Here is a 25,586-nt window from a genome sequence, read left to right as displayed (position 1 = left end):
AGAAATGGATTTACTAAATACGATAGACACAACTAATTTACCAAAACACTTAGCCATTATCATGGATGGTAACGGACGCTGGGCAAAACAAAAAGGGCTTTTAAGAGCTTTTGGACATGAAAGCGGAACAAAATCAGTAAAAAAAATAATTGAAGCCAGTGCTAAATTAGGAATAGAATATCTCACTTTATATGCCTTCTCTACTGAAAACTGGAACAGACCAAAACTGGAAGTAGAAACTTTAATGAGAGTCTTAATAAATTCCTTAAAAAAGGAGCTTATAACACTCCAAAAAAACAACATCAAACTGAATGCTATTGGAAATCTTGAAAAATTACCAAAATCAGCACAAAAAGAACTTCTCGATGTAATAAATAAAACAAAGGACAACACGCAAATGACATTAACACTGGCATTAAGCTATGGTTCTAGAGAAGAATTAGTCTCTGCGATTAAAAACATTTGTAGTAAAGTTAAAAATAATATAATTTCAATAGACACTATTGACGATTCAATTATAAATGAGCATCTTTACACGCAAAATTTACCGGACGTAGATTTATTAATACGAACAAGTGGAGAACATAGAATAAGTAATTTTTTGTTGTGGCAAATCGCCTATGCAGAATTATATTTTACTGATATATTGTGGCCAGACTTTAAAGAACAAGATTTATATGAGGCTATTATTAGTTATCAAAAAAGAGAACGTAGATTTGGAAAAACAAGTGAACAAATTAAATAATTTTTTAGTGTTACATAAAAGCATAAAAACAGTCCTTACCATTTTGATTTTGGGAAGTTTTACTCAAATTAAGGCTCAAGAAAGAGTTCCTTTTGATCAAGGAAAAAAATACATTCTAGCCGATGTAGCAGTTGTTGGAAAAATAAGTTTCAATTCTCAGACCGTAGTAACTTTTGCAGGACTTCAAAAAGGACAGGAAATAACTATTCCCGGAGAAGAAATAAGCAGCGCCATAAAAAAACTTGGTAAATTAGGGCTTTTTGATGAAATCTCTTTTTATGTTAATCGAATTCAAAATGACAGCATTTATCTAGACTTAAATATTGCAGAATTACCCAAGTTAAATCAGGTGAGATTTGTAGGTATTAAGAAAAATAAAACGGAGGCTTTAATAAAAGATAATAGCCTTACCAAAAACAAGATTGTAAACGAAAATTTAATCACTACGACTAAAAATTACATTGAAAATAAATACAAAAAAGACGGTTATTACAATACAAAAGTAACCATAAATACCACCAAGGATACTACAACAGTTAACCAAGTAAACATGCTTGTGAATATCGACAAAGGTGACAAAATAAAGATTCAAAATATTGATTTTGCAGGAAATGAAAAAATTTCTGACAAAACATTGCGTGGCGCAATGAAAGACACAAAACAAAAAAACCCTATCCGACTTTTAAAAGCATCTAAATTCATACAAGCAAAATACAAAACTGATTTAGAAAAAGTAATTGCTGCTTATAAAGAAAAAGGATATAGAGATGCCAGAATACTTTCTGATTCTGTTACTTACAACAAAGACAAGAATGCATTGTCAATTAAAATAAATGTAGAAGAGGGAAATAAATACTATTTTGGAAATATTAAGTTTTTAGGAAATACTGTATATTCAGATCAATTGTTGAGTAGAATATTAGGTGTAAAAAAAGGAGAAACTTATAATGGTGTACTTCTTGAGAAACGAATTGCTGATAAATCAAAACCAGACGGAGAAGACATTACCAATTTATATCAAAATAATGGTTACTTATTTTCAAATATAAATGCCGTAGAGGTAAAGACCGCTAACGATACTATCGATTTTGAGATAAGAGTTACTGAAGGCCCTTTGGCTTATTTCAATAAAATTACAGTTGTAGGAAATGACAAAACTAATGATCATGTAATTTACCGAGAATTAAGAACTAAACCCGGAGAAAAATACAGCAAAGAAGAACTGGTAAGAACTATTAGAGAGATTGGACAGTTAGGTTTTTTTGATCCTGAAGCGATTGATCCAAAATTTAAAAATGTTGATTCTGGGGCTGGAACTGTTGACATAGAATACAATCTTGTTGAAAAAGGATCTAGTCAAATAGAACTGCAAGGTGGTTATGGTGGAGGAGGTTTTATAGGTACTTTGGGATTATCTTTCAATAATTTCTCAGCAAAAAATCTTTTAAACAAAGAAGCCTACAAACCTTTACCAATGGGAGACGGTCAAAAAGTTTCTTTGAGATTACAGGGAAGTACTTACTTTCAAACCTATAGTATGTCGTTTTCTGAACCATGGTTTGGCGGAAAAAAACCAGTACAATTTAGTACCTCATTATCCTATAGTAAACAGTTTTTAAATAATTATGTAACACAAAGAGTAGATAAAACTAAGAGTTTTAATATCCTTACTTTGTCTGTTGGTTTAGCTAAAAGATTAACTGTGCCAGATGATTTCTTTGTATTGTCACAATCGATAAGTTACCAACATTATGATTTACATAATTACAACACAGGATTATTTACATTTGGAAATGGAACTTCTAGAAACTTAGCTTACACAATAGGATTAACCCGAAGTAATAAAGGAGTAAATCCAATCTTCCCAACGTATGGTTCAGAGTTTAGCATTTCAGCAAAATTAACTCCTCCATACTCATTGATAAATGGAACTGATTATGCAACATTAGGCGATAAAGAAGAATACAAATACAAATATAAAGGTACTACTTATACCGGTTCAAATGGAATACAAGTAAATGAAGGAGATTATGTAGAAGTTATTCCTAGTACAACAAACCCAACTCCAAACAAAGTTTCTAACTATCAAGATGCAGCTGCTGACCCTGCAAAAGTAGATCAACAGAAATTTAATTGGTTAGAATATTATAAAATTAAGTTCAAAGCTGACTGGTACACAAAAATTTATGGTAAATTAGTACTACGAACTTTAACTGAATTTGGATTCCTTGGAGCATACAATCAAGATAGAGGTGTTGTTCCTTTTGAAAGATTCTATGTAGGTGGTGACGGATTAGCAAATTACTCTATGGATGGTAGAGAAACCATACAATTGAGAGGATATCCAAACAACTCTTTAACACCGGTAAACGCTGCTGGAGAACAAATTGGAGCAACAGTTTATAATAAATTTTCATTGGAAATGCGTTATCCTATAACATTAAAATCATCGGCATCTATTTATGCATTAACGTTTTTAGAAGCAGGTTCGTCTTATGCGAATTTCAAAAGCTATAATCCGTTTGCATTAAGTCGTTCCGCTGGAGCTGGTTTACGTGTCTTCATGCCTGCATTTGGATTATTAGGAATTGATTTTGGATATGGTTTTGATGCCTTACCAGGAACAACTAAACCAAACGGATGGGAAACCCATTTTATCATTGGACAACAATTTTAAAAAAATTAGTTAAAAATTTTTCTAATACATTAAAGTTATGAGAAAACAATTTTTATTTATATTTTTAGCGCTAGTTGTAGTAACTACCTCTCATGCGCAAACTAGGGGAACCAAAATAGGGTATATTGACATGGAGTATATCCTTCAAAACGTACCCGATTATACGGAAGCTAAAATCCAATTAGAGCAAAAAGCCCAAAAATGGAAACAAGAGATTGAAGTTAAAAAAAACGAAATAGATAAGTTAAAAAATGCATTAAAAGCAGAACAAGCTTTACTGACAAAAGAACTTATTAATGAACGAGAAACAGAAATTAAGTTCCTTGAAAATGAATCTTTAGATTATCAACAAAAAAGATTTGGGGCTAATGGCGATTTGATTCAACAAAAATCAATGTTAGCAAAACCAATACAAGATCAAGTTTTTACTGCTGTTCAAGATATTGCTGAAGCAAAAAAATACGATTTTATCTTTGATAAATCTTCTGATTTAACGATGCTTTTTTCAGCAAAAAGATTTGATGTAAGTGATCAGGTTTTACGAGTAATAAATCGAGCAGAAAAGAGAGAACAGTTAAGTAAAAAACAACTTAAGGAAGAAGAGGCGAAAGAAAATAAAGAAGATGCTCTGGATGAAAATCCAGTTTTAGCTGATAGACAAAAAGCATTAGATGAAAAAAAAGCAGCCAGAGACAAAATTATAGCTGACAGAAAATCACTTCAAGAAGAGAAGAAAAAGGAATTTGACGAAAGAAGAAAACAACTTCTATCTGAAAGAGAAGCTAAAAAAACAGGAGTTGTAACTGATAGCGATAAAACAGCAACAACAACTGATAAAGCCCAACAAATTGAAGCGTCTAAAACTGCTGCTGCCGAGGCAAGACAAAAGCAAATGGATTTGAGACAAAAAACGTTGGAAGATCGTAAAAAAGCAGTTGAAGAAAAAAGACAACTAATACTCGAAGAAAGAGAAGCAAAAAAAACTGGCACGATTTCTGCCTCTTCTAAAACAGAAGATATAAAGGCTAAAACAGTTATCAGTGATTCTACTAAAGTCGATTCAAAAAAAGCTGCAGAAGAAGCTAAAGAGAAACAAATAGAACAAAAAGCGAAAATTTTAGAAGACCGTAAAAAGGTATTAGAAGATCGCAAAAAAGCTTTAGAAGAAAAAAGAAAAAAAATATTGGAAGAAAGAGAAGCTCTTAAAAAAGCTAAAGAAAAAAATTAAAAAAAATACTAACAAAAATTAATACTAAATATTTTAAAAACGATGAAACAAATCAAAACTTTACTAATTGCTGCAATACTTTTATTTGGTGCAAACCAAACTATTAACGCACAAGCAAAAACTGCTCATGTTGATGTGAGTGAAATTATGGCAAAAATGCCAGCTATGTTAGAAGCACAAAAACAACTTGAAAAATTAAGTGGTACATACGATGCAGATTACAAAAAAATGGTTGAAGAATACCAAGCAAAATTAAAAAAATACGAAGCAGAATCTGCAACAGTTACTGAAGTTGTAAATGGAGAACGTTCTAAAGAAGTTCAAGATATGCAAAAAAGAATTGTTGATTTTAGAGATAATGCTCAAAAAGAATTACAACAAAAAGAATCTGATATCGTAAAACCTTTAATGGAAAAAGTAAGAGCTTCTATCCAAAAAGTAGGTAAAGCAAAAGGGTTTCAATATGTGTTAGATGGTTCTACACTTTTATTAGCTGACGGTCCAAATTTGACAGCTGATGTGAAAAAAGATTTAGGTTTCTAAAAACAACACAAAAATAGTTTAAAGACTGCTCACCCTAAAATATAGGATTGAGCAGTTTTTTTTGTTAAAATAAATTTTAGGATATTTAAATGGTAGCACTTAACTTTGTTTCTATGAACAATGATCAACCAATAGGAATTTTTGACTCAGGTATTGGAGGTACTTCAATTTGGAGCGCAATTCATGATTTACTACCTAACGAAAAAACAATCTATTTAGCCGATAGTAAGAATGCCCCTTATGGTCAAAAATCGAAAGAAGAGATTGTTGCTTTAAGCATGAAAAATACTGATTTATTGCTTAAAATGAACTGTAAATTGATTGTAGTAGCTTGTAATACCGCAACTACTAATGCTATTCGAGAATTACGAGAAAAATATGATGTTCCTTTCATTGGTATTGAACCGGCCATAAAACCGGCAGCAACACATTCTAAGACTCAAATTATAGGAATCCTTGCCACACAAGGCACATTAAACAGTGAGCTTTTTAACAAGACTGCTGAAATGTATCAAGACACCAAAATAATTGAACAAGTAGGTCATGGATTAGTGCAACTAATTGAGAATGGCGATATCAATTCACCGGAAATGACAAAACTACTTTACTCCTATCTCACTCCTATGATTGAGGCTAACATCGATTATTTAGTATTGGGCTGCAGTCATTATCCGTATTTGATTCCTCAAATAAAAAAGATACTTCCAGAACACATTCACATCATCGATTCTGGTGAAGCTGTAGCGAAACAGACTCAAAAAATATTACGAGAAAAAATAGGTTTTTCTTCAACTGAAAAAAGCGAACCTATTTTCTATGTCAATAGTAACCCTAGAGTTTTAACTGAAATTTTAGAAAACAAATATACTGTCGAAGAAATAGATTTTTAATCTATTCAAATTTCCTTTTGACAAACCAAATTCCATCTAAACATAAATTAAGTGACAATTTATGGTAATTTTCTTTGATAAGTCCATCACTGATTCTTCCTTTTTGTCCATAGGAATACGAAATATTCAACGCTGAAAAAGTGTTTTCGATAGGAAGTGAAACTCCTAATGAAATAGACATAGAATTAATTTTTTTATTATCAACCTCCAAATAACCTGTGTCATAATTCAATCCTGTCGAGTACTGAATTCTATCAAAATAGCTTCTTATATTTTTTGATTTACTATATGAAAATCCCAAAGCAAGTTTATCCTGATTAATAAAATTACCATACAAATCAGATTGATTCGTACCATTCCACAACCCTTTTCCATAATCAAGTGTCAGATTCAAGTTGTTTTTAAAAACTTTACTTAAACCAACTCCTATTTCCAATGGCATATAATAATCATCGGTATCAGATGCAAGTTCCGATTCAATTGTTGTAGTACCAGAATTATTGACTATGGCTACGGATTGTATTTTGGTAGCATTTATTTTTGTAGGCGATTTTAAATTCATTCCTAAAGTAAATGTAGAATCGACTTTGAACTGAGCTCCCAGAGATGCCCTGACTCCATTGTAATTCGTTTTTTTATAAATGTTAGTTACAGAATTAGAAATAGTATAATTCCTATCATCAGTAGTGTTTCCAAAAAGTAAAGACGTTGAAATTCCTAAAGCCAGTTTTTTACCTATTCTATACCCATACGAAACATCAAAATTATTCAATCCGCCAGTTCCTGTAGCATTCAAAGTATAGCTTTCCTGACTATCTTGAATTGGCAATGATAAATTAGATATTTTGAATGTGGAACTCGAATAAGGTTTTAGCGCTAAACTAAAAGCTGATTTTGATGTCACCGGAAAAGCAAAAGCGATATGGGAAAACTGGACATTATTCCGATTTTCTTTTTTTAGATTATTTTCATAACTCGACAAAATAGCCTTTCCTCCTACATCAAATAAAAAATGATTTTGATACATAAACCCCAAAGAGGCGGGATTTAAATTATTGATAAATCGATTCGATGGTAATGCAATTCCTGAAGAGCCAATAGAAGGAATTGAGCCAAAATCAGAATCATACAAGGTTCCTAAACCATAAAGCGAATAGGGAGAACTGGAAATACTTTGTGAAAACGAAGCTGTTGTTATAAAAAGAAACAAACCTACGAATGCTATTTTATTTTTCATCTAATAAGAAATATAATAAATTTTCAATTGAATTTTATTGTTGCCATTTTTCTGGTCGCCTAAAACTAGTCTGTCAACCGCTTTTGAAATACTGGGCAATGTGAGAATCAATGAAGATTTAGAATCTGATTCTTTTAGCATTTCACTCTGCAAAAAAGATCCTATCGAAATTGAATATCCAATATTCTCATTGAATTCATCACTTGTCTTATTCAAGATTGCATAAACAGGTTTTCCAGCTATAGTATTAAGTGTTCCCTTAATTCTATTTAATTTATCTCCAACAAAAACCCGTAATGAATCTACTAAAGGATACGTGTCTGAATAGGTATTATTTACTGGCTTTATAATTAATTCCGCATCTACAATTGCTCCATTTTCTGAGAGATATTTCAATTGTTTTATGTTAGGAAAATCTACTCGGCATGCAATTCCTGTTCCTGATTGAATAAAGGCTTTATTCCCTGTTTGCAAACTGGACAGTCTACTTGATGAAATAGGCAAATCCTGAATTTGTGTTCCTGTCCTATCCAAAGTGACGTTATTAAATTGCTTGGATACATCCAAAACAGAGAAGTTTTTAATTAAAGATGTTTCTGAATCACCTAGGTATTTTGAATAATACAACCGAAGCGCACTGGACATATTGAAACCTATAATGCTGGAAGAATTACCCGATGTTGACTTGATAACAAATCCTTTGAGATATTCAGTAAACTCATCAAAAGTTGATATTTCATGTTTTTTCAATTTTAGAAAAAGAGCATTTCCAAATTCATTATTTAGTTTAACAACTACTGAGTCCTTACTATTAGGTTTTGGTTTAAATGAAATACTGCCTAAACTTTCAGCATCATAATTTAAACTGGAATTATTATAAAAATTATTGTCATCTAGATTAGGCTTGACCTTTTGTGTCAACTTATGAATACTAAGGGATTGTACTTTTGTTGTGTCCCCATAGAAATACTTATCCTCTTTTAAAACCAATTTAATGGAATCGAACACATAATTTGGGGCATCTGTATCGGAGCTCTCATTATACAGACTGTAACTTGCAGCTGACATTTGAAAATAACTGTCTGATTTTACTTTTCCAAAAATAGGATCGTCATAATTCCCAACCAGAATCCTACTTTGACTGGATGTTACTAATGAATCAAAATTAATAGTAGCGACATCAACCGTTAAAGTATCAATCAATATGACTTTATTATTAACCGATAAATAGTCAGAGCCAACGACAAACTCACCAGTGTCAGAATCAGAGTTACACGAGTTCATCATAAGTCCAAAAAACAGCAACAACAATACCTTATACATAAATGTTTTTTGAACAAATATATAAGAGACCACTTTATACCGCATAATAACATATACCGTTCGAAGCTTTCTGTCTATAAAAAGCCAATTCTAATCTACAATTAAGACACCGACACTAATTATTCATTCGACCAGACAAATGCCTTGTTTGTCTATGAAATTGGGCGGTATATATATCTTCTTTTTTTTAATTGAATAACGTATCTACTTTTGAAACAATAAAAAAATAATGAGAATAAAGACTTTAGTAAACCTGTTATTTATGATTCCAATTCTTAATGCATCGGCCCAAAGCGGATATTCCTTAGAGTTGAATGTAAAAACACAACCAACTGAGAAAATTACAGTAAATGAAACCGGAATTGGATTAACCTTTTTTAAGAATATTGATTCGAAAAACAAAATAACCAACACTGTTAAGTACAAAAATATTGGAATCAATTATTCATTAGAAAATTATGATTTACAAAACAGCCTTAATCAGTTTACTAGTTTCGAAAATGATTTTGAATTTTCTCATCAACTAACAGGGAAAACAAAATTGAATTTAGAAATTAATCCAACGGTTAGTTTCGAGCGTAATCCTGGAATTTCTGATGTGTCGATTCTGGGTGGTTTAGAAGTGAACCATTCTTTTAATTCTAGAAATACCATTAGCATTGGTATAAAAAGAATGGCACCGTTTGGCAAACCGGAAATATTGCCAACTTTTTCTTTTTATCATCAAATAAATAAGAATGCATTTGTAAATATTGGTTTTCCAAACTCAACTATTTCTTATTCGAATAGCAATCGAAATACATTCAATGTTACAAATAGTTTCGATGGGAATTTTTACAACTTAGATAGACCAAGAGTTCTTGATGATTTAAACACCGCAACAAGATTTAGTTTTTCACAAATGACTTCGGCATTAGAATATGAGAGAAACATGGATTCAAACTGGTTTGTAAACCTTAAAGGAGGTTATCAGTTTAACAAAAAATACAATCTGACGAACAACAGTGGAGAATCAAAATTTGATTTTAATAATACTGACGGCTACATTTTTAACATTGGAATAAAATACAAACATTAATAAATACAATAAATTATGAATAGTTTAAAAAAAGGAATATTGTTCACTACACTTTTTGCAAGTTTAGTATTTGTAGGCTGCAGCAATGATGATGATTCCGAAGATTTAATGGGAAACTGGATTAAAAAATCCTCATTTGACGGACCTGCGAGATCAAGTGCAACGAGTTTCGTAATTGGCACTTACGCCTTTGTAACTACTGGATATACAGGAGACGAATATCTAAAAGATCTTTGGGCTTACAATTCAACGGGCGATTATTGGGAACAAAAAGCTGATTTTATAGGAACCGCAAGAAGTTCTGCTTCAGGATTTGAATTAAACGAGAAAGGCTATGTGGGTCTTGGTTATGACGGCACTAATAAATTGAAAGATTTCTATCAATATGACCCTACCAGTAACACTTGGACGCAAAAGGCAGATTTTGGAGGAACTGCGCGTTATTCAGCTGTAGGATTTCAAGTGGGCGGTAAAGCGTATTTTGGAACTGGTTATGATGGAAACTATTTAAAAGATTTTTATCAGTACAACCCAACTACTGATTCTTGGACATTGGCAAATGGATTTAGTGGAAACAAAAGAAGAAATGCAACTGTTTTTGTAATTGATGATAAAGCCTATTTTGGAACAGGAGTAAATAGCGGAGTATACCAAGTTGATTTCTGGATGTTTGATCCAGCAACTGATGTATGGACAAGGAAACGCGACATTGATCAAGACACCGAAGATGATTATGATTACAATGATGATTATGTAATTGTTCGTTCTAATGCATCCAGTTTTTCTATGAACGGATTAGGATATGTCGCTTGTGGCGAAAGTTCAAAATCGATTTGGGAATACAATCCATCAACTGATATTTGGTTAGAAAGAACACCGCTTGAAGGTTCAGCAAGAACAGATGCTACAGGTTTTTCAATTAACCAAAGAGGATTTATTATGCTAGGAAGAACCGGAACATCCTATTTTGATGATTCATGGGAATTTAAACCTTTAGAAGAACAAAATGATGATGACAATTAATTCAACAAATAGATTCTTCTGGACAGCAATCCAGAAGAATTTATCATTCCTAATTGCAAGAAATAATGTATTCCTACTATTGGGCTTATTCCTATTTATTTCTTGTAACAAAAATGAAAATTTAAACGTAAAATCTTTAAAAACGCCTACAGGTTGGGGTTATTTTATAACTAACAATAAAAAAATTATAATAAAACAAACTGTAATTCCCGTTATTAGCGAAAATAAAAGTTTCAAAACCGAAGAAGAAGCGCTGAAGGTGGGACACTTAGTGCTACAAAAATTGAAAGACGATTTATCGCCTACGGTAACAAAAAAAGATTTATTTTTATCAGCTGTAAAAATCTAGATGAACATAGAAGGAATTAAAAACAACAATTTAAACCAAATACTTTTTCATAGTATGATTTGGTGTTTCTTCATTGTTACCTCATTAATTCAGTTTTACGAAAGTCCTTTTAGTATCAATCCTGATTTCTATGCCCAGTGGGTTACGGGAATATTACTATTCTATCTGAATTATTTATACTTAGTTCCTTTATTGCTTTTGCAAAAAAAATATTGGGAATATTTTACTATTTTAATTTCTATAATAATCCTCTTTATGATTATTAGGTATAATTTTTTTATGCCCGAATTTAAGAATATGAGACCTCTCAGAATGATTAATTCATCTGGCAAAGAGATTTTAGTAAACGCCAATTTGAAAAGAAAGCAACCGTTTTTTTTTAAAGCTGTTCCTTCTTTTTTCTATATATTAATCATTACAATTGGTACAATTATAAAAACCTTGTCTGAATTATATAACAATCAGCAAAATAAATTAATTGCTGAAACACATCGGGCTTCAACAGAATTAAACTATCTAAGAAAACAGACTAATCCTCATTTTTTATTTAATTCCCTAAATAGCATTTATTCATTAGCCTATAAAAAATCTGATTTAGTTCCAGATGCAATTGTAACTTTGTCAGAAATGATGCGGTATATGTTGTATGAAACCGATAATAAATCTGTTTTTTTGGAAAAAGAAATCAATTACATTAAAAACTATCTTGAGTTACAAAAACTGCGATTAAATAATATTGAAAACATCAACATTAATATTCATGGCGAGACAAAAAACAAATACATTGAGCCGTTGCTTTTGATTTCATTTATCGAAAATGCTTTTAAATATGGAACCGATTACAAAGGAGCGGCTTTTGTAAAAATAAAAATAACAATTGAAGAGAATATTTTAGATTTTTGGGTAGAAAATAAAATTGAAAATCACAGAAAAGATCCGGAAAATTCAGGGATAGGAATGACCAATATTGAAAACCGCCTGAATCTCCTTTATCCCAATGCACACCAACTTACTATTATTGAAACCGACAGTAATTATAGTGTTCATTTAAATTTAAAACTAGACCAGATTCAAACTTCTTTTAATTAAAACCCTGATGCAGATTTTAATTGTTCCAAATTTTAAATAAAAAACAAAAAAAGATGAAATGTGTAATTATAGATGACGAACCATTAGCGGTTGATTTGCTCAAAGAATTTGTCAGCAAAGTAGATTCTCTTGAATTGGTAAACACATTCACTAATGCCATTGATGCGATTTCAATAATCAATCAGTCCAATGTTGATTTGATTTTTTTGGATATAGAAATGCCTCATTTTTCAGGAATTGACTTTATTAATGCCATAGAGAAAAAACCGTTAATCATATTTACAACTGCTTATTCTAATTATGCTGTTGAAGGATTTAATCTTGGCGCGGTCGATTATTTGGTAAAACCCATTCCGTTTCATCGGTTTTTAAAATCCGTTTTACGGGCACAACAAATTTTCAATCCACAAAATCTACCTGTAAGTAACAACTTGATTTCCACTCCTGAAATCGAACAGGATTTTATGTTTGTAAGAGCTGAATATGAAAATGTAAAATTGAATTTTTCAGATATTTTATTTATCGAAGGATTGAAAGATTATGTCAAAATATACACCACTGACAATAAGTACACACTAACATTAATTAGTCTTATAAAACTGGAAAATCTACTTTCATCCAAAGGATTTGCAAGAATTCACAGGTCGTATATCATCAATATAAAACACGTGAAATCAATCCAGAAAAACAAAGTTATAATTGCCGAAAAAAGAATCCCGATTAGTGAAAGCTACAAAAACTCATTCTTTGAAAAAATCAATTTATAATTTATTATAAATAAATTATTTAATGATATTCAACGTAACCAACATGGTTATAATGAACAAGGAGAAAAGTCCTATCAGAAAAACTATATCTGCTATTTTTTCTAGTCGTTCGCTGGGCTTTTTAGTCTTTCGCATGGATAAAAATGAAAGAATACTGCTTGTCATGAACATAACAATGGAAACAGCGATGAGTTGATCAATAATAGTGGTCTCACTGGTATTATTAATTTTTATGGAAGTAAGTACGATAAAACAAATACCAAGTAATGTTGACGAAGTGTTTAATATATGCGAAGCTTTATCTTTTCTTTTGCCCATGCTTTAATTATTGAAAGAAAAATGATGCTTATTCCTCTTTAAACCAACTGGAATACATTACGTAATTATTAGAAATACGTTCGATTTCACCTGCAAAATCAGATTGGTCAATATCTTTTACCTTTTTGGCAGGAACTCCGGCCCAAATCGAACCTGAACTAACAACTGTATTTTGGGTAATGACAGCACCAGCTGCAACAATAGAATTACTTTCAATCACACAATTATCCATTACAATTGCTCCCATTCCAATCAATACATTGTCATGAACCCTACAACCATGTACAATAGCATTATGACCAATAGAAACATTATTCCCTATAATTGTTGGATGTTTTTTATACGTACAATGAATAATCGCACCATCCTGAATATTAACTTTATCACCAATTTTAATAAAATTAACATCCCCTCTTATAACGGCATTAAACCAAACACTACAAGAAGAACCAAAACTAACATCACCAACAATAGTAGCATTCTCGGCGACATAACAATCCTCAGGTATTAAGGGTGTTTTTCCGTTAACAGATTTGATTAACATGGATAAAGTAAATTAATTAATTGCAGGACAGTTACATTCATATTTTTCAGGCTTACAAAATAAGTTGATTCCCAAAGTGATTTGGTGAAAACCACCATTATCAAATTTCACTGGACCTGATACATGTGAGTAGGTATAAGCAAACATGAAATTATTAAAATTAACTCCAACGATAGGAGTAATATATTGAAGTTTTTGTTTAGAAACTCCTGAACCATTAGTATATTCAGCTCCGTCTAAGCTTCTACGGTAGGACAAACCTCCCCAAAGCATTCCGAAATCCATATTTTTGTAGGCTTTAATATTGAAGTCAATTGATTTTTCTTTGGTCTTATCCACCAGTTGAAATAAAAATGATGGTTCCCACAATACTCTATCTTTATCCCCAAAAACATAACCGGCACTCAACAAATATTTTCTTAAATTATCACTTTCATATTCGGTGTAAATATCTCGTCTGGTTTCAACGGCATTCTTTACTGTACCGTGCACATAAAAATCTAAATAATTATAGGATGCTCCAATATCAAAATTGAAATAGGAATCTTTTTGCACAACAGTTCCATCAATAATAGGATCAAAATCACCTGATTGTAAAAAACTGGTTTCATCTAATTGGCTTTGAATCAAACCTGCACTAATCCCAAAAGATAGTTGGTTTAAATCAATTTCATCTCTAGAAAACATAAGATGATACGCATACGTAAGCTTAACTCCTTTTTGAGAATGATACCCATTTTTATCGTTAAACAAAATAATTCCAGCTCCAGCTTTTTCTCCCACTCTACCATTAAAACTTAGTGTTTGTAGCTCAGGCGCATCCTGCTGACTAAACCATTGTTTACGAGCAGTAAGCCTAATTTTTGCACAATTTGCTGCTCCTGCCATAGAAGGATGAATCAAATAATAATTATCTGATAAATAATCAGAATACACCGCAATACCCTCTTGTGAAAAAGAATATTGATACATAAAAAAGAAGACTGCTAATAATTTAATTTTGTTATACATAGAAAAACTAATATATAAAATGATTCGTTAGCCAATAAAATGCAATAAAAACTCTTTAGATAACTAAATTATTGTTAATTTATTTTATTAAAATTCAAATATAGCTATTCGTGGAAAATAACTTTACTAAATTTGTAAAAATTTACAAAGATCATGATAAAAGTTACCATAAAAGAAACTCAAAACCCAACCATATTAAAATTTGAATTTCAGGATTTCATTACACAAAATGAAAGTTTTGAATTCAAAAATATAGACGAGGCAAAATCTTCACCATTAGCGCAACAATTGTTTTACCTCCCATTCGTAAAAACAGTTTACATCTCTGGAAACTTCATCGCAATTGAAAAATACAGTATTGTAGAATGGGAAGATGTAAAAGATGCGGTGTCAGAGCAAATAGAAACATTTGTAAACAATGGCGGAATAATCATTACACCAGACGAAAACAAAACAAAAAAACAGCCTATAACCGTTTACGGAGAAACTACTCCTAACCCATCCGCTTTAAAGTTTGTAGTAAGCCGAATGTTGACCAAAAATGCTGTTGAATATAAAAACATTGATCAAACAGGTTCATCGCCATTGGCTAAAGAACTTTTCAAATTTCCTTATGTAAAAGAAGTCTTCATTGACGAAAACTACATATCTGTAACCAAATATGAAATCAATGAATGGCAGGAAATTACCTTAGAAATAAGAAGTTTCATCAAGCAATATATCGAAAACGGAGGAACCGTTTTAGATGAAAATTTTATCCAAGCAGCAACCGCAGAGGAAAACACTAAAGCGCAAAGTTTTGATAATCTAGATGTCACTTCGCAACAAATCATCAACATATTAGAGGAATATGTAAAACCTGCCGTACAAGCTGACGGAGGTAATATTGCATTTGACTCTTATAACGAAAGTGACAAAACCGTAAAAGTAATCCTTCAAGGCGCTTGCAGTGGCTGTCCTTCCTCTACATTCACCTTAAAAAGCGGCATTGAAAACATGTTAAAAAGCATGTTAAATGATGAAGGAATTAAAGTGGAAGCAGTAAACGCTTAGCATAATTAAAATACATAAAAATCTGATAATGTTATAGTTATATTAAAATAGCCTTTGATTTTAAATAAAATAGGTACATTTAATCTTTAACTTAACAAATAGAAATTATGTCAGTATTAAAAGTAATTGAAGTACTTTCCAGTTCAGATATAAGTTGGGAAGACGCAGCACGAAAAGGAGTCGCAAAGGCGGCTAAATCAGTAAAACACATACGCTCTGTATACATTAAAGAACATAGTGCAGCAGTAAGTGGAGGAGAAATTACTGAATACAGAGTAAATTTAAAATTAACTTTCGAACTCGAATAGCTTAATTTGACCCAATTAATTTAAGCGTTTCATCAGAGACGCTTTTTTTATAATTTATTTTCATGAGCTATTTCCCGTTATCCGTTTCAATCTTTTCTTTTTTAGCTTCACAATATAAAACTAATGAAATGCCATTTCATGTTTGCTAAAATCAAACACATTTAATCTCAAACGCTGATTTTCAGTAAATTATTAATTATTTAATAAAGCGTTCTTAGAAAAAATTGCTTAATATTGTAAGACTAATCAAATATAAATATCATGGGACTATCTTCATTTTTTAAAAATTTATTTGGCTCAGCCAAAGAAACCGCTGGTGAATTAGCAGACAAAGCTGAAACAACTTTTGAACAAGCAAAAGAAACAGCAGCACCTTATATTGATAAGGCGGAAACATTTGCAGAAGAAACTTTAGACAAAGCAAAAGAAGCTGCTACTCCAATTTTAGACAAAGTAGAGACTTTTGCAACCGATACAATAGACAAAGTAAAAGAGGCTGCAGCTCCAATTATAGACAAAGCAGAAGTATATGCTGAACAGGCCAAAGAAGCCGTAAGTGGCTATTCTGAAAAAGCAGGTGATGTTTTAGGAAAAGTAGTAGAAACTGTAAAAGAAAAAGCTGCTGTAGCTACTGATAAAATTGCGGATACAACAAGTGAAACTAAAACCATTGCATCAGAAGCCGTTGAAACTGTTTCCGAAAAAACTAGTGCTTTTATAAGTGATGCTGATTCTGAAGCTACTCAAACTGCTAAAGAAAACATAAATAGAATAGAAGAAGACGCTGATTAATTTATATAAAAATAATTTATTTGTATTTTTGCACTTCAAAACTTAACCTTCTCTTTTGAGAGGGTTTTTTATTATTTAAAAAATGACCTTAAATCCTAATCAAATTACTGATTACGCCAGTACTTTTATTCAACTATTAATCGATTATTCCCCCAAATTAATTTCTGCTGTTATTGTTTTGTTTGTAGGCCTTTACGCCATTCGACTTATCAATAGATTAATCAGAAAAATAATGGTAAAGAGAGATTTAGATCCTACTTTAACTAAGTTTCTTGCCGATATTTTACTCTGGGTCTTAAGAGTATTACTGTTTGTCACTTTTATTTCAAATTTAGGGATAGAAACCTCTTCTTTTGTAGCCATATTAGGAGCAATGGGACTTGCAGTAGGTTTGTCGCTTCAAGGTTCTTTATCTAATTTTGCAGGTGGAATGCTAATTATTATGTTCAAACCATTTAAAGTAGGACATACTATTGAAGCGCAGGGCAACATTGGAACAGTTAGCGAAATCCAAATATTTGTGACCAAATTAATCAACGGGAACAATCAAACTATTTTTATTCCAAATGGATCATTATCTAACGGTACTATCATCAATTATTCTTTACAAGGATTTAGAAGAGCCGATTTGACTATTGCTATTTCCTATGACACTGATATAAAAAAGGCAAAAGATATTATTACTGCTGTTTTAAACAGTAACCCCAAAATACTTAAAACTCCCGTAGCTGAAGTTTCAGTCAAGAATTTGACTGATAATGCCATCCAACTTGCCGTTAGGCCATGGGCAAATAATGAGGATTTTGGTGCCGTTTTCTCTCAAACTTTAGAAAGCTGCAAGATAGCATTTGATGCTGCCGGAATCGTTATTCAGCCTTTTGCAAAAGGGTTATCCAGGACAGATTCTTAATATGATTTGTTATTTCTTTGAAGTAGTAATCATAAAATCTTTCAAATAAAAAGGTTCAAAATAAGCGACATCTACCGTGTCGTTTGTTTTGAATTTCTCAAAACTTAACAAACTCATTTCTTTGGCGGACGGATATTTAATAGCCTCCAAGAAAACAAAATTATCTTTGATTAAAACTGCTTTACACTTTTCGGCACAGTCTCCCACAAAATAAAGCGTTTCCTGAAAATCTTCAAATGAATTTTCAGTTATAATTTCAGCTAAAGTTCCTCTCTTATTCTCAAAATCAGGAGTAAAAATGGCACTGTACACTTCCATTCTTCTGGCATCAATCATAGGAATAATCAAGCCACTTGAAACTATCACCTGAGAAGCTAAAGTTTTCAAGGTATCAATAGCAATCAAAGGTATATTTAAAGCAAAACACAGCCCTTTTGCGGCAGAAACTCCTATTCGCAATCCCGTATAAGATCCAGGACCTTGACTTACCGCAACAGCAACTAAATCATTAAAAGTAATTCCTGCTTCTTGTATAATTTCTTCAATAAAAACATGTAACCGTTCGGCGTGAGAATACCCTTCTTCTGCAATTTCTTTACATAGAATTGTTTTTCCTTCTTTTGCAAGAGCAACAGAACAGTTTTTTGTAGCGGTTTCAATGTTAAGTATGTAATCCATTTTTATTTTTAACGTGAAAATCACAACCATAAAATAAAATTTATAATTGTGATTTTCAAATATATGCACTTTATGTATTATTTCTTGCTTTCTTCCTTATCTTTTTCTGTTTTTAATGTCACTTTATCTCCAGAATTAAGCTCTTTAGAAACTGTAGTGTAAGGACCTGTAATAACTACATCGCCTTTTTTAAGTCCAGTTAAAACTTCAATATTTGTATCATCCTGAATTCCAGTTTTAATGATTCTTATTTTAGCTTTATCGCCTACTTTTACAAAAACACATTCAAATTTCTTATCACTTTTAGGTGCTACTTTTTTCTCGTCGGATTTAGGATCCTCAATTTTTATTTCCTTAACAGCAGCTGTATCTGATTTTACCACAACGGAACTAATTGGCACAGACAATACATTCTTTTTTGTTTTAGTAATAATATCTACTGTTGCGGTCATTCCCGGTCTAAAAGGAGAATATGCCGCCGGTCTTCCTTCTAATAAATCCTGATACGATTCTTTAAGTATTCTTACTTTTACTTTAAAATTAGTTACTTGATCAGCGGTCAAAGAAGAACTTGCCGAGTTAGAAATACTGGTAACAATTCCTTTAAACTGTTTTTTCAAATAAGCGTCAACTTCAACTTTTGCTTCGTCACCCACTTTTATTTTTACAATGTCATTTTCATTTACATCAACTTCAACCTCCATGTTATTTAAGTTAGCAACTCTCAACAATTCTGTTCCAGCCATTTGTTGCGTTCCCAAGACGCGTTCGCCAAGCTCTACATTAAGTACCGAAACTGTCCCATCGGCAGGAGCATAAATAATTGTTCGGCCAAGATTATCTTGAGCTTCATTTACCGAAGCAGAAGCGCTTCTAACATTAAAGTAAGCGGTTTGCTTCGCTGCTTTTGCAACCTCAAATGACGCAACTGATTTATCCCAATCTGATTTGGAAATAATTCCTTTATCGAATAACGTTTTGTTTCTGTCATAACTTGCTTTGGCTTCTTTAAATGAAGCATCTGCCTGACTCAAACCTGCTTTAGTTCCTGATAAATTAGCAACTGTTCTGTTTAATCCAGAAGTATATAAATCAGGATTTATCTTTACTAACAAATCTCCTTTTTTGACTACTTGTCCTTCTTTTATTGGCAAAGAAATAATTTCTCCAGAAACCATTGAGGATATTTTTACTTCAATTTCAGGCTGAATTTTTCCTGTAGCTGAAACTGTTTCAACTATTGTAGTAGCATCAACTTGGGCTGTTTCTACTTCTTTACCTTTATCTTTGTTTCCAATAATTCCTTTTTTTGAAAGCACTACTAATAATGCAATAATAACCACAGCACTACCAATTAAGATATAAATTGTTTTTTTTGACATAATAATCTAGTTTTTAATGATTGGAATTCCAAAATAGAATTCTAAAATTTTAATTTTAAAAATGTAATCGTATTTCGTTCTAAGAACCTCAGATTGTGCATTAGTAAGCAACGTTTGTGATTGATTAAAATCAAAAGAATTCATCAAACCTACAGCATATTTTTCTTTGGCATAATTATAGGCTTCTTGTCTTGATTCTAATGCTACAATGGAAGATTCATGTGCATTTAAAGCGCCTTTTGCATCTGTAAACGCAGTAAAAACATTTCTTTGCAAATCTAAATCCTGTTGTTCTAATGCGATTTTTGATTTCTCTAAACTTACCTTTGAACGTTCTACATTATTTCTTGCTGAAAAACCATTAAAAATTGGAACAGATAATTGTGCTCCAAAAGATTGTCCTTTATTATTGCTAAATTGATCCCAAAATGGCAATGCATTTCCTAATACAGGAGAAAAATTATTTTGTAAAACATTTTGATTTGTCCCTTGTACATACCCAACTATAGATGTAGGATTTGACGTATTAGGTTGAACACCTACAACTCTGTCACTATAAGCAACCCTAGAACTAAAACTATAGAATCCTTGAAGAGTCGGTTGAAAAGCACCTTTTGCAATCGCAACATTTTTTTCTGCTATCTCCAAATTGGTTTTGGCAATTTTCAATTCGATTTTATTTTCTTTTGCTTTATCATAGATTGCTGCTGGAGTTTGGGCTAAAATATTGTTTTCATCTTTAGCGTTAGTATCATCAATAATATCAAAACTCTCAAATTCTTTTAATTGTAATAACTGAGCTAAACTCAATTTTGAAATTAACAAAGCATTCTCAGCTGCAATAACATTTTGATTATTAGAAGCTACAGTTGCTTTAATATCTAACAAATCACCACGAGGAATCGACCCCGCATTAACTAATTCTTCTGAACGAGAATATTGTTTTTGATTGATTCCTAATTGTTCCTGTTGCACTTTTAAATTCTCTTTATTAAAAAGAATCTGTAAAAAAGCATTGGCAACATTTAGCGCAACATCTTCCTGCATTTTTTGCAATTGATATTTCGCTGCTACTATCGAAAGATTGGCTTTACGAAGTGTATTTTGGTTTTGTAAACCTTTATAAATATCAATTCCAATATTTGCTCCTGCAGAGGTAAATTGAGTTGTTTTATTTTGTAAAAGCCCTGTTGTAATATCCTGATTCAAACCAATATTCCAAGAGTGGGACGCATTAGCATTTAAAGAAGGAAGAAAATTTCCTATTGCGCCTTTTTTATCAATTGCCGCCGTTTTAGAATCTAATTCGGTTTGCTTGATTGAAATATTGTTTTGTATAGCATATTTTACACATTCTTCTAAAGTCCACTTTTTAGATTGTGCCTGAATAGTAATGCTAAAAACTAACATTAGAATTAAACTAAGAAAACTTCTTTTTCCCATATATTTCGAATAAAAGTGCAGTGTCACTGCTAAACAAATTTAACTTTTTCTATTAAAGAACTTGGAAATATTATAAAATAATTCATACCAGAATCCGTTATAAAAACAATTAGACTTTGAAAATTAGCATTTGTTACAAAAAATGCTAAAAATATATTTGTTTTGTTAATTTTGCTTTTTTAAACTAAAATAAAATGCTAAAATTCTTTTCATTCTTACTCTCTATAGTGCTTATCTTATTGATTTCCGGTTGTTCTACTTCTCAAAAAATAGCTACTTTAAAACCTGAACCTGATGATGCTGTTCCATTAGTTTACGAAAATATTCCCTCTTTTATTAATTTGCCAATTAGCATCAAACTAAAAGATATTGAAAACCAAACGAATTCAATCTTAAACGGATTAATCTATGAGGACAACAATATTGAAGATGATGACATAGAAATGAAAGTTTGGAAACAAGCGCCAATTACGATTACAAATAACAAAGGAGTTTCTGGAGAAAAAATAAAAACTATTTTACCGCTTAAGGCAATTGTAAAATATAGAATAGGGACAAAAAAACTGGGGGTTGAATTTTATGACACACGTGAATTTAACCTTGATGGTGTGGTGACTTTAATAAGTGATACTGGTCTGATTAATTGGAAACTAAATACTAAAACAGAACTAAAATCATTAGACTGGAACGAAAGTCCAACAATGACCGTTTTTGGAAAAAATGTTCCTGTAACTTACTTGATTAATCCCGGAATCAAACTTTTCAAATCTAAAATTGAAAAAAAGATAGATGATGCTATAGCAAAATCTATGGATTTCAAACCCAATGTTCTATCAGCATTAGAGAAAATTTGCACACCTTTTCAAATGAATGAGGAATATGAAAGCTGGCTTCGTATTATTCCTATTCAAATCTATTCTACTACAGCCAAACTAAAAAACGACACCTTTTTATTAGACATGGGCATGAAATGTACTATGGAAACATTGATAGGCAAGAAACCCGAATCTAAATTTGACAAAAACAAAATTGCTTTGAAACCCGTCATCAAAATTCCCGAAGATATTACGGCTAATATTATTGCAGTTTCTACTTATGAAGAAGCTTCAAAAATAATGACTAAGAATTTCTTCGGACAGGAATTTGGCTCAGGAAGCAAGAAAGTCAAAGTTCAAAACGTAGCAATTTGGCACAAAAACGGCAAAATGATAATTGCTTTAGATGTATTGGGATCTGTAAATGGAACTATTTATTTAGCAGGTTTTCCACAATATAATGACAAAACAAAAGAAGTATTTTTTGATAAATTAGATTATGCCTTGGATACAAAAAATAAATTAATGCGCACAGCTAACTGGCTTGCTCAGGGATTAGTTTTAAGAAAAATCCAACAAAGCTGTCGCTATTCCATAAAACCAAATTTAGATGAAGGCAAACAGAGCATGATGAATTATTTGAAAAATTATTCGCCAATGCCGGGTGTTTTTGTAAATGGAAAAATGGAAGATATTGAATTCCAAAAAATCGAACTAACCAATCAGGCCATCATTGCTTTTATAAAAGTAAAAGGAACGGTAAATGTATCAGTTGATGGTTTAAAATAATCTTGAAAACCTATTATGATTTATTCTTTCTCATACGATAAACGGCATAACCAATAGCTCCAACAAGAAGATAAGGAATGACCATTAAATAAACAATTCCATCATTTACTGCTGCTGCTTTAACTTTATTCCCTTCACCAGATAATGCGGCACGACACATCGCACATTGAGCATTTGCAGGTAAGTATAAAAAGAAAGACACTAGAAGAAAAAAACCCGTCTTTACAAATCTTGAAAACCGTATCGCTACAAACTTTTTCATGTTTTCTCTATTGAACATAATATGGGGAAATCATTAAATAAACAACTACTCCAGTAACTGCAACATACAACCAGATAGGAAATGTAATTTTAGCAATTTTTTTATGTTTATCAAATTTAGCAGCCAAAGCTCTCACATAAGTAATCATAACAAGAGGAATAATCGCAATCGATAAGATAATGTGTGTTATCAAAAGGAAGAAATATACGTATCTAATAGCTCCTTCTCCACCAAATTTAGTAGAATCAGCAGTCATATGATAGGCTACATACATAACTAAGAAGGCTACTGACAGCGCTATTGCACTTGTCATTAACTGCTCGTGAAGTTTTCTTTTGCCATTTTTGATTGCTATTACAGCAGCTACTAAAATAATAGCCGTTAATCCATTTGTAGTTGCATAAATAGCTGGTAAAAAAGAAAGCGGTTCTACATTATAACCAAAATCTTTTAGTTTCACCCCAAAGAGAATAGCTACAACTACAGGAATTACAATTGAAACAATTATAATAAATTTGCTAAATTTTTGTTCAAGTGAATTATCTTCCATCTTTAATCTTTTAATAAAATATTAATATCTTGTTGAATATCTCTAACTCCTTTTTTATCTAATCCATCGTAATATAAAATTGGATTTCCAAAATCATCTTTTCTACAACGGATAGTACCATTTTTATCAATTAAGGCAAACAATCCTGAATGCTCAAAACCACCATTTACTTTACTGTTTTCTCCAACATACAGATTAAAACCTTTATTGGCAATACCAAAAATATAATCTTTATCTCCCGTCAGGAAATTCCAATTAGACGATTTTACTCCTAATAATTTAGCATGAGCTTTCAAAATAGCCGGAGTATCATGGGCCGGATCGATAGTAATGGAAACAATTCCAAAATTAGGGTTTCCAAAAAAACTATTTTCTATGGCTAACATACTCAAATTCATCTTTGGACAAATAGAAGGACAAGTTGTAAAGAAAAATTCTAAGACATAAACTTTACCTTTATAGGTCTCATTAGTAATTTTTATATTATCCTGATTGATTAATTCGAATTTTGGAGCAGGACCGATTTTAACTAATTTATCATCGTTTTTAGTAGTTAAACCAACTTTGTCCAAACGATCTCCTTTTACAACATCATTATTTTGTATTCTATCAATTATTTTTGGTACTGCATAAATCCCAAAAAGTAAAATAATAAAGGAGATTCCAATGTAAGATTTGTTTTTAAGCATTATTTCTAAGAATTAAAGTTCTTTTGTAGCGTTATGATTTTTCTTAAGAGCCGCACGGTATTCATATAAAATAACTTTGAAGTCATCAAGCATCTCGTTGCTCAAATCAGCTGGATGAAATGTATCATACCCTTCTTTGTATTCTTTATTTTTCTTTCTTCCCCTAAGATTCCTTACTTTATCTATAATATAAACATTTGGAGTCCCTAAATTTTTATCTAGTTTCCCAACCAGTTTAAGTTGATCGTAATAGCTATTGATTTCTTGAGGTGAAGTAAATACAAAATGCCATTGACTAACATCTGTAAAAGCGCCTAATGCATCCACCACTTTTTTTGCATCTTTTTCAGTTCCTAAAGGACAAATTACAACAAATTGTAAATCTTTGAAAGTATGGTATTGCTGGTATATTTTTTCATTTAGATTAAAAAAATTACCTCTGTTTTTTAGAATCTCTGTACCAGAAAAACCTAAAATGGTTATTTTATTATTCAAACTAACATTTTCCCCTTTTAATGATTCCCAGTTTCCAAAATCAGCAACCTTAGGAGTAATAATAGGCAACTTAGTAAAACTATTTATACCTGATGCAAAAAAAAGATAAGCTACAATAGGCAAAATAAAAAGAACAAAAAGAACAATATTTTTTTTCATTGCAATGATAAAATTTAAAGTACAAAAATAAAAAAAGGCACGCAATGCGTACCCTTTTTTTGAATTAATATCTTGTTAAAAATTCCATTTAATCGTAGAATTCTTAAAAACCTCATAAATATAATTCCCTTCAGTCAAAAGAATGAAAAGCAAATATAATATTAAAAAAATTACTGGTAAAACAACTGCATTTCTTAGAGTACTTTTCTCTCCTTCCATGTGCATGAAGGCCCATACAATAAAATATGCTTTTACAAGTGTTAAGATTATGAATAACCAGTTTAATAAACTCATCGCCATGAAACTATTCATGTGAAGAGCTTCTGGCTTAATAATACCAAAAATTACTTCAACAATAGTTATTACAGACAAAAGACCGAAAACCGTCCAAATTCTTTTTGTATTAGAAACATGTTCGTGTGACATAATGATAAATCTA

General features: G+C 31.4%; 28 protein-coding genes. 15 read left to right on the top strand and 13 right to left on the bottom strand.

Going from position 1 to position 25,586, the window contains the following annotated elements:
• Positions 1–4 precede the first annotated feature (4 nt).
• The 5 genes from ACM55H_RS08155 (at position 5) to murI (ending at position 6,083) form a co-directional block, all read left to right on the top strand.
• Positions 5–745: an isoprenyl transferase gene (locus ACM55H_RS08155; RefSeq protein WP_416836086.1), complete on the top strand. Its 741-nt coding sequence runs from the start codon at positions 5–7 to the stop codon at positions 743–745.
• Complete coding sequence (locus ACM55H_RS08150; protein ID WP_416836038.1) at positions 678–3,422, top strand: BamA/OMP85 family outer membrane protein; 2,745 nt, start codon at positions 678–680, stop codon at positions 3,420–3,422. Before ACM55H_RS08155 ends, ACM55H_RS08150 begins: the two co-directional genes overlap by 68 nt.
• A gap of 37 nt (positions 3,423–3,459) precedes the next feature.
• Positions 3,460–4,650 (top strand): OmpH/Skp family outer membrane protein, encoded by a 1,191-nt coding sequence (locus tag ACM55H_RS08145; RefSeq protein WP_416836037.1) that lies wholly within the window; start codon positions 3,460–3,462, stop codon positions 4,648–4,650.
• 42 nt (positions 4,651–4,692) lie between these two features.
• The gene (locus ACM55H_RS08140; RefSeq protein WP_039108822.1) at positions 4,693–5,193 is read left to right on the top strand and encodes an OmpH/Skp family outer membrane protein; all 501 of its coding nucleotides are present in this window, start codon (positions 4,693–4,695) and stop codon (positions 5,191–5,193) included.
• Positions 5,194–5,306: 113 nt separating this feature from the next.
• The gene (murI, locus tag ACM55H_RS08135; protein WP_416836036.1) at positions 5,307–6,083 is read left to right on the top strand and encodes a glutamate racemase; all 777 of its coding nucleotides are present in this window, start codon (positions 5,307–5,309) and stop codon (positions 6,081–6,083) included.
• A 1-nt stretch (position 6,084) separates the two neighbouring features.
• Here the strand turns inward: murI and ACM55H_RS08130 are convergent, their stop codons facing one another.
• A complete protein-coding gene (locus tag ACM55H_RS08130) occupies positions 6,085–7,320 on the bottom strand; it encodes an aromatic hydrocarbon degradation protein (RefSeq protein WP_416836035.1) in 1,236 nt (411 codons plus the stop codon).
• Positions 7,321–8,643, bottom strand: coding sequence for a DUF4270 family protein (locus ACM55H_RS08125; RefSeq protein ID WP_416836034.1), 1,323 nt, complete (start codon positions 8,641–8,643; stop codon positions 7,321–7,323).
• 262 nt (positions 8,644–8,905) lie between these two features.
• On the opposite strand from ACM55H_RS08125, the gene ACM55H_RS08120 reads away from it, so the two are divergent.
• Genes ACM55H_RS08120 through ACM55H_RS08100 form a run of 5 tightly spaced genes read left to right on the top strand, consistent with a single transcriptional unit; the run spans position 8,906 to position 12,949 of the window.
• Entirely contained in the window at positions 8,906–9,721 is an 816-nt protein-coding gene (locus tag ACM55H_RS08120) for a DUF6268 family outer membrane beta-barrel protein (RefSeq protein ID WP_416836033.1), read from the top strand.
• 15 nt (positions 9,722–9,736) lie between these two features.
• A complete protein-coding gene (locus tag ACM55H_RS08115; protein WP_416836032.1) occupies positions 9,737–10,744 on the top strand; it encodes a Kelch repeat-containing protein in 1,008 nt (335 codons plus the stop codon).
• Complete coding sequence (locus ACM55H_RS08110) at positions 10,734–11,093, top strand: DUF4907 domain-containing protein (protein ID WP_416836031.1); 360 nt, start codon at positions 10,734–10,736, stop codon at positions 11,091–11,093. Before ACM55H_RS08115 ends, ACM55H_RS08110 begins: the two co-directional genes overlap by 11 nt.
• A complete protein-coding gene (locus ACM55H_RS08105) occupies positions 11,094–12,182 on the top strand; it encodes a sensor histidine kinase (RefSeq protein ID WP_416836030.1) in 1,089 nt (362 codons plus the stop codon).
• A 53-nt stretch (positions 12,183–12,235) separates the two neighbouring features.
• On the top strand, positions 12,236–12,949 hold the full coding sequence (locus ACM55H_RS08100; protein WP_416836029.1) for a LytR/AlgR family response regulator transcription factor: 714 nt from the start codon (positions 12,236–12,238) through the stop codon (positions 12,947–12,949).
• A 15-nt stretch (positions 12,950–12,964) separates the two neighbouring features.
• Here the strand turns inward: ACM55H_RS08100 and ACM55H_RS08095 are convergent, their stop codons facing one another.
• Genes ACM55H_RS08095 through ACM55H_RS08085 form a run of 3 tightly spaced genes read right to left on the bottom strand, consistent with a single transcriptional unit; the run spans position 12,965 to position 14,822 of the window.
• The gene (locus ACM55H_RS08095) at positions 12,965–13,267 is read right to left on the bottom strand and encodes a hypothetical protein (protein WP_416836028.1); all 303 of its coding nucleotides are present in this window, start codon (positions 13,265–13,267) and stop codon (positions 12,965–12,967) included.
• A 28-nt stretch (positions 13,268–13,295) separates the two neighbouring features.
• On the bottom strand, positions 13,296–13,811 hold the full coding sequence (locus tag ACM55H_RS08090; protein ID WP_416836027.1) for a gamma carbonic anhydrase family protein: 516 nt from the start codon (positions 13,809–13,811) through the stop codon (positions 13,296–13,298).
• 12 nt (positions 13,812–13,823) lie between these two features.
• Positions 13,824–14,822 (bottom strand): PorP/SprF family type IX secretion system membrane protein, encoded by a 999-nt coding sequence (locus tag ACM55H_RS08085; protein WP_416836025.1) that lies wholly within the window; start codon positions 14,820–14,822, stop codon positions 13,824–13,826.
• Between the two features lie 153 nt (positions 14,823–14,975).
• On the opposite strand from ACM55H_RS08085, the gene ACM55H_RS08080 reads away from it, so the two are divergent.
• From ACM55H_RS08080 to ACM55H_RS08065, 4 genes are all read left to right on the top strand, one after another.
• Positions 14,976–15,875, top strand: a complete 900-nt coding sequence (locus tag ACM55H_RS08080) for a NifU family protein (RefSeq protein ID WP_035669874.1) — start codon at positions 14,976–14,978, stop codon at positions 15,873–15,875.
• 107 nt (positions 15,876–15,982) lie between these two features.
• Positions 15,983–16,183: a dodecin family protein gene (locus ACM55H_RS08075; protein ID WP_416836024.1), complete on the top strand. Its 201-nt coding sequence runs from the start codon at positions 15,983–15,985 to the stop codon at positions 16,181–16,183.
• A gap of 261 nt (positions 16,184–16,444) precedes the next feature.
• On the top strand, positions 16,445–16,975 hold the full coding sequence (locus tag ACM55H_RS08070) for a YtxH domain-containing protein (protein WP_416836023.1): 531 nt from the start codon (positions 16,445–16,447) through the stop codon (positions 16,973–16,975).
• Positions 16,976–17,057: 82 nt separating this feature from the next.
• A complete protein-coding gene (locus ACM55H_RS08065; protein WP_416836022.1) occupies positions 17,058–17,885 on the top strand; it encodes a mechanosensitive ion channel family protein in 828 nt (275 codons plus the stop codon).
• A gap of 9 nt (positions 17,886–17,894) precedes the next feature.
• On the opposite strand, the gene tsaB is transcribed toward ACM55H_RS08065, so the two are convergent.
• The 3 genes from tsaB to ACM55H_RS08050 all read right to left on the bottom strand — a co-directional run bounded on the left by tsaB (position 17,895) and on the right by ACM55H_RS08050 (position 21,388).
• The gene (gene tsaB / locus ACM55H_RS08060; protein WP_416836021.1) at positions 17,895–18,563 is read right to left on the bottom strand and encodes a tRNA (adenosine(37)-N6)-threonylcarbamoyltransferase complex dimerization subunit type 1 TsaB; all 669 of its coding nucleotides are present in this window, start codon (positions 18,561–18,563) and stop codon (positions 17,895–17,897) included.
• Between the two features lie 77 nt (positions 18,564–18,640).
• Positions 18,641–19,945 (bottom strand): efflux RND transporter periplasmic adaptor subunit, encoded by a 1,305-nt coding sequence (locus ACM55H_RS08055; protein WP_416836019.1) that lies wholly within the window; start codon positions 19,943–19,945, stop codon positions 18,641–18,643.
• 6 nt (positions 19,946–19,951) lie between these two features.
• Positions 19,952–21,388 (bottom strand): TolC family protein, encoded by a 1,437-nt coding sequence (locus ACM55H_RS08050; RefSeq protein ID WP_039108807.1) that lies wholly within the window; start codon positions 21,386–21,388, stop codon positions 19,952–19,954.
• A gap of 194 nt (positions 21,389–21,582) precedes the next feature.
• Between ACM55H_RS08050 and ACM55H_RS08045 the strand changes: the two genes are divergently transcribed.
• Complete coding sequence (locus tag ACM55H_RS08045) at positions 21,583–22,992, top strand: DUF4403 family protein (RefSeq protein WP_416836018.1); 1,410 nt, start codon at positions 21,583–21,585, stop codon at positions 22,990–22,992.
• 13 nt (positions 22,993–23,005) lie between these two features.
• Here ACM55H_RS08045 and ACM55H_RS08040 read toward each other — a convergent pair whose 3' ends face one another.
• The 5 genes from ACM55H_RS08040 to ACM55H_RS08020 all read right to left on the bottom strand — a co-directional run bounded on the left by ACM55H_RS08040 (position 23,006) and on the right by ACM55H_RS08020 (position 25,573).
• Positions 23,006–23,254 carry a hypothetical protein gene (locus ACM55H_RS08040; RefSeq protein ID WP_416836017.1) on the bottom strand — a complete coding sequence of 83 codons (249 nt, stop codon included), beginning with the start codon at positions 23,252–23,254 and terminating at the stop codon, positions 23,006–23,008.
• 7 nt (positions 23,255–23,261) lie between these two features.
• Positions 23,262–23,804: a DUF420 domain-containing protein gene (locus ACM55H_RS08035; RefSeq protein ID WP_416836016.1), complete on the bottom strand. Its 543-nt coding sequence runs from the start codon at positions 23,802–23,804 to the stop codon at positions 23,262–23,264.
• Positions 23,805–23,806: 2 nt separating this feature from the next.
• Positions 23,807–24,493, bottom strand: a complete 687-nt coding sequence (locus ACM55H_RS08030) for an SCO family protein (protein WP_416836015.1) — start codon at positions 24,491–24,493, stop codon at positions 23,807–23,809.
• Between the two features lie 12 nt (positions 24,494–24,505).
• On the bottom strand, positions 24,506–25,147 hold the full coding sequence (locus ACM55H_RS08025; RefSeq protein WP_416836014.1) for a hypothetical protein: 642 nt from the start codon (positions 25,145–25,147) through the stop codon (positions 24,506–24,508).
• A 75-nt stretch (positions 25,148–25,222) separates the two neighbouring features.
• Complete coding sequence (locus ACM55H_RS08020) at positions 25,223–25,573, bottom strand: cytochrome C oxidase subunit IV family protein (RefSeq protein ID WP_416836013.1); 351 nt, start codon at positions 25,571–25,573, stop codon at positions 25,223–25,225.
• Between the last annotated feature and the right edge of the window lie 13 nt (positions 25,574–25,586).

Source organism: Flavobacterium cryoconiti, from assembly GCF_048158645.1.
GTDB classification, from domain to species: domain Bacteria; phylum Bacteroidota; class Bacteroidia; order Flavobacteriales; family Flavobacteriaceae; genus Flavobacterium; species Flavobacterium cryoconiti.
Note: the sequence above shows the minus strand (reverse complement) of the source record. Positions and strands in the feature narration are given on the sequence as shown.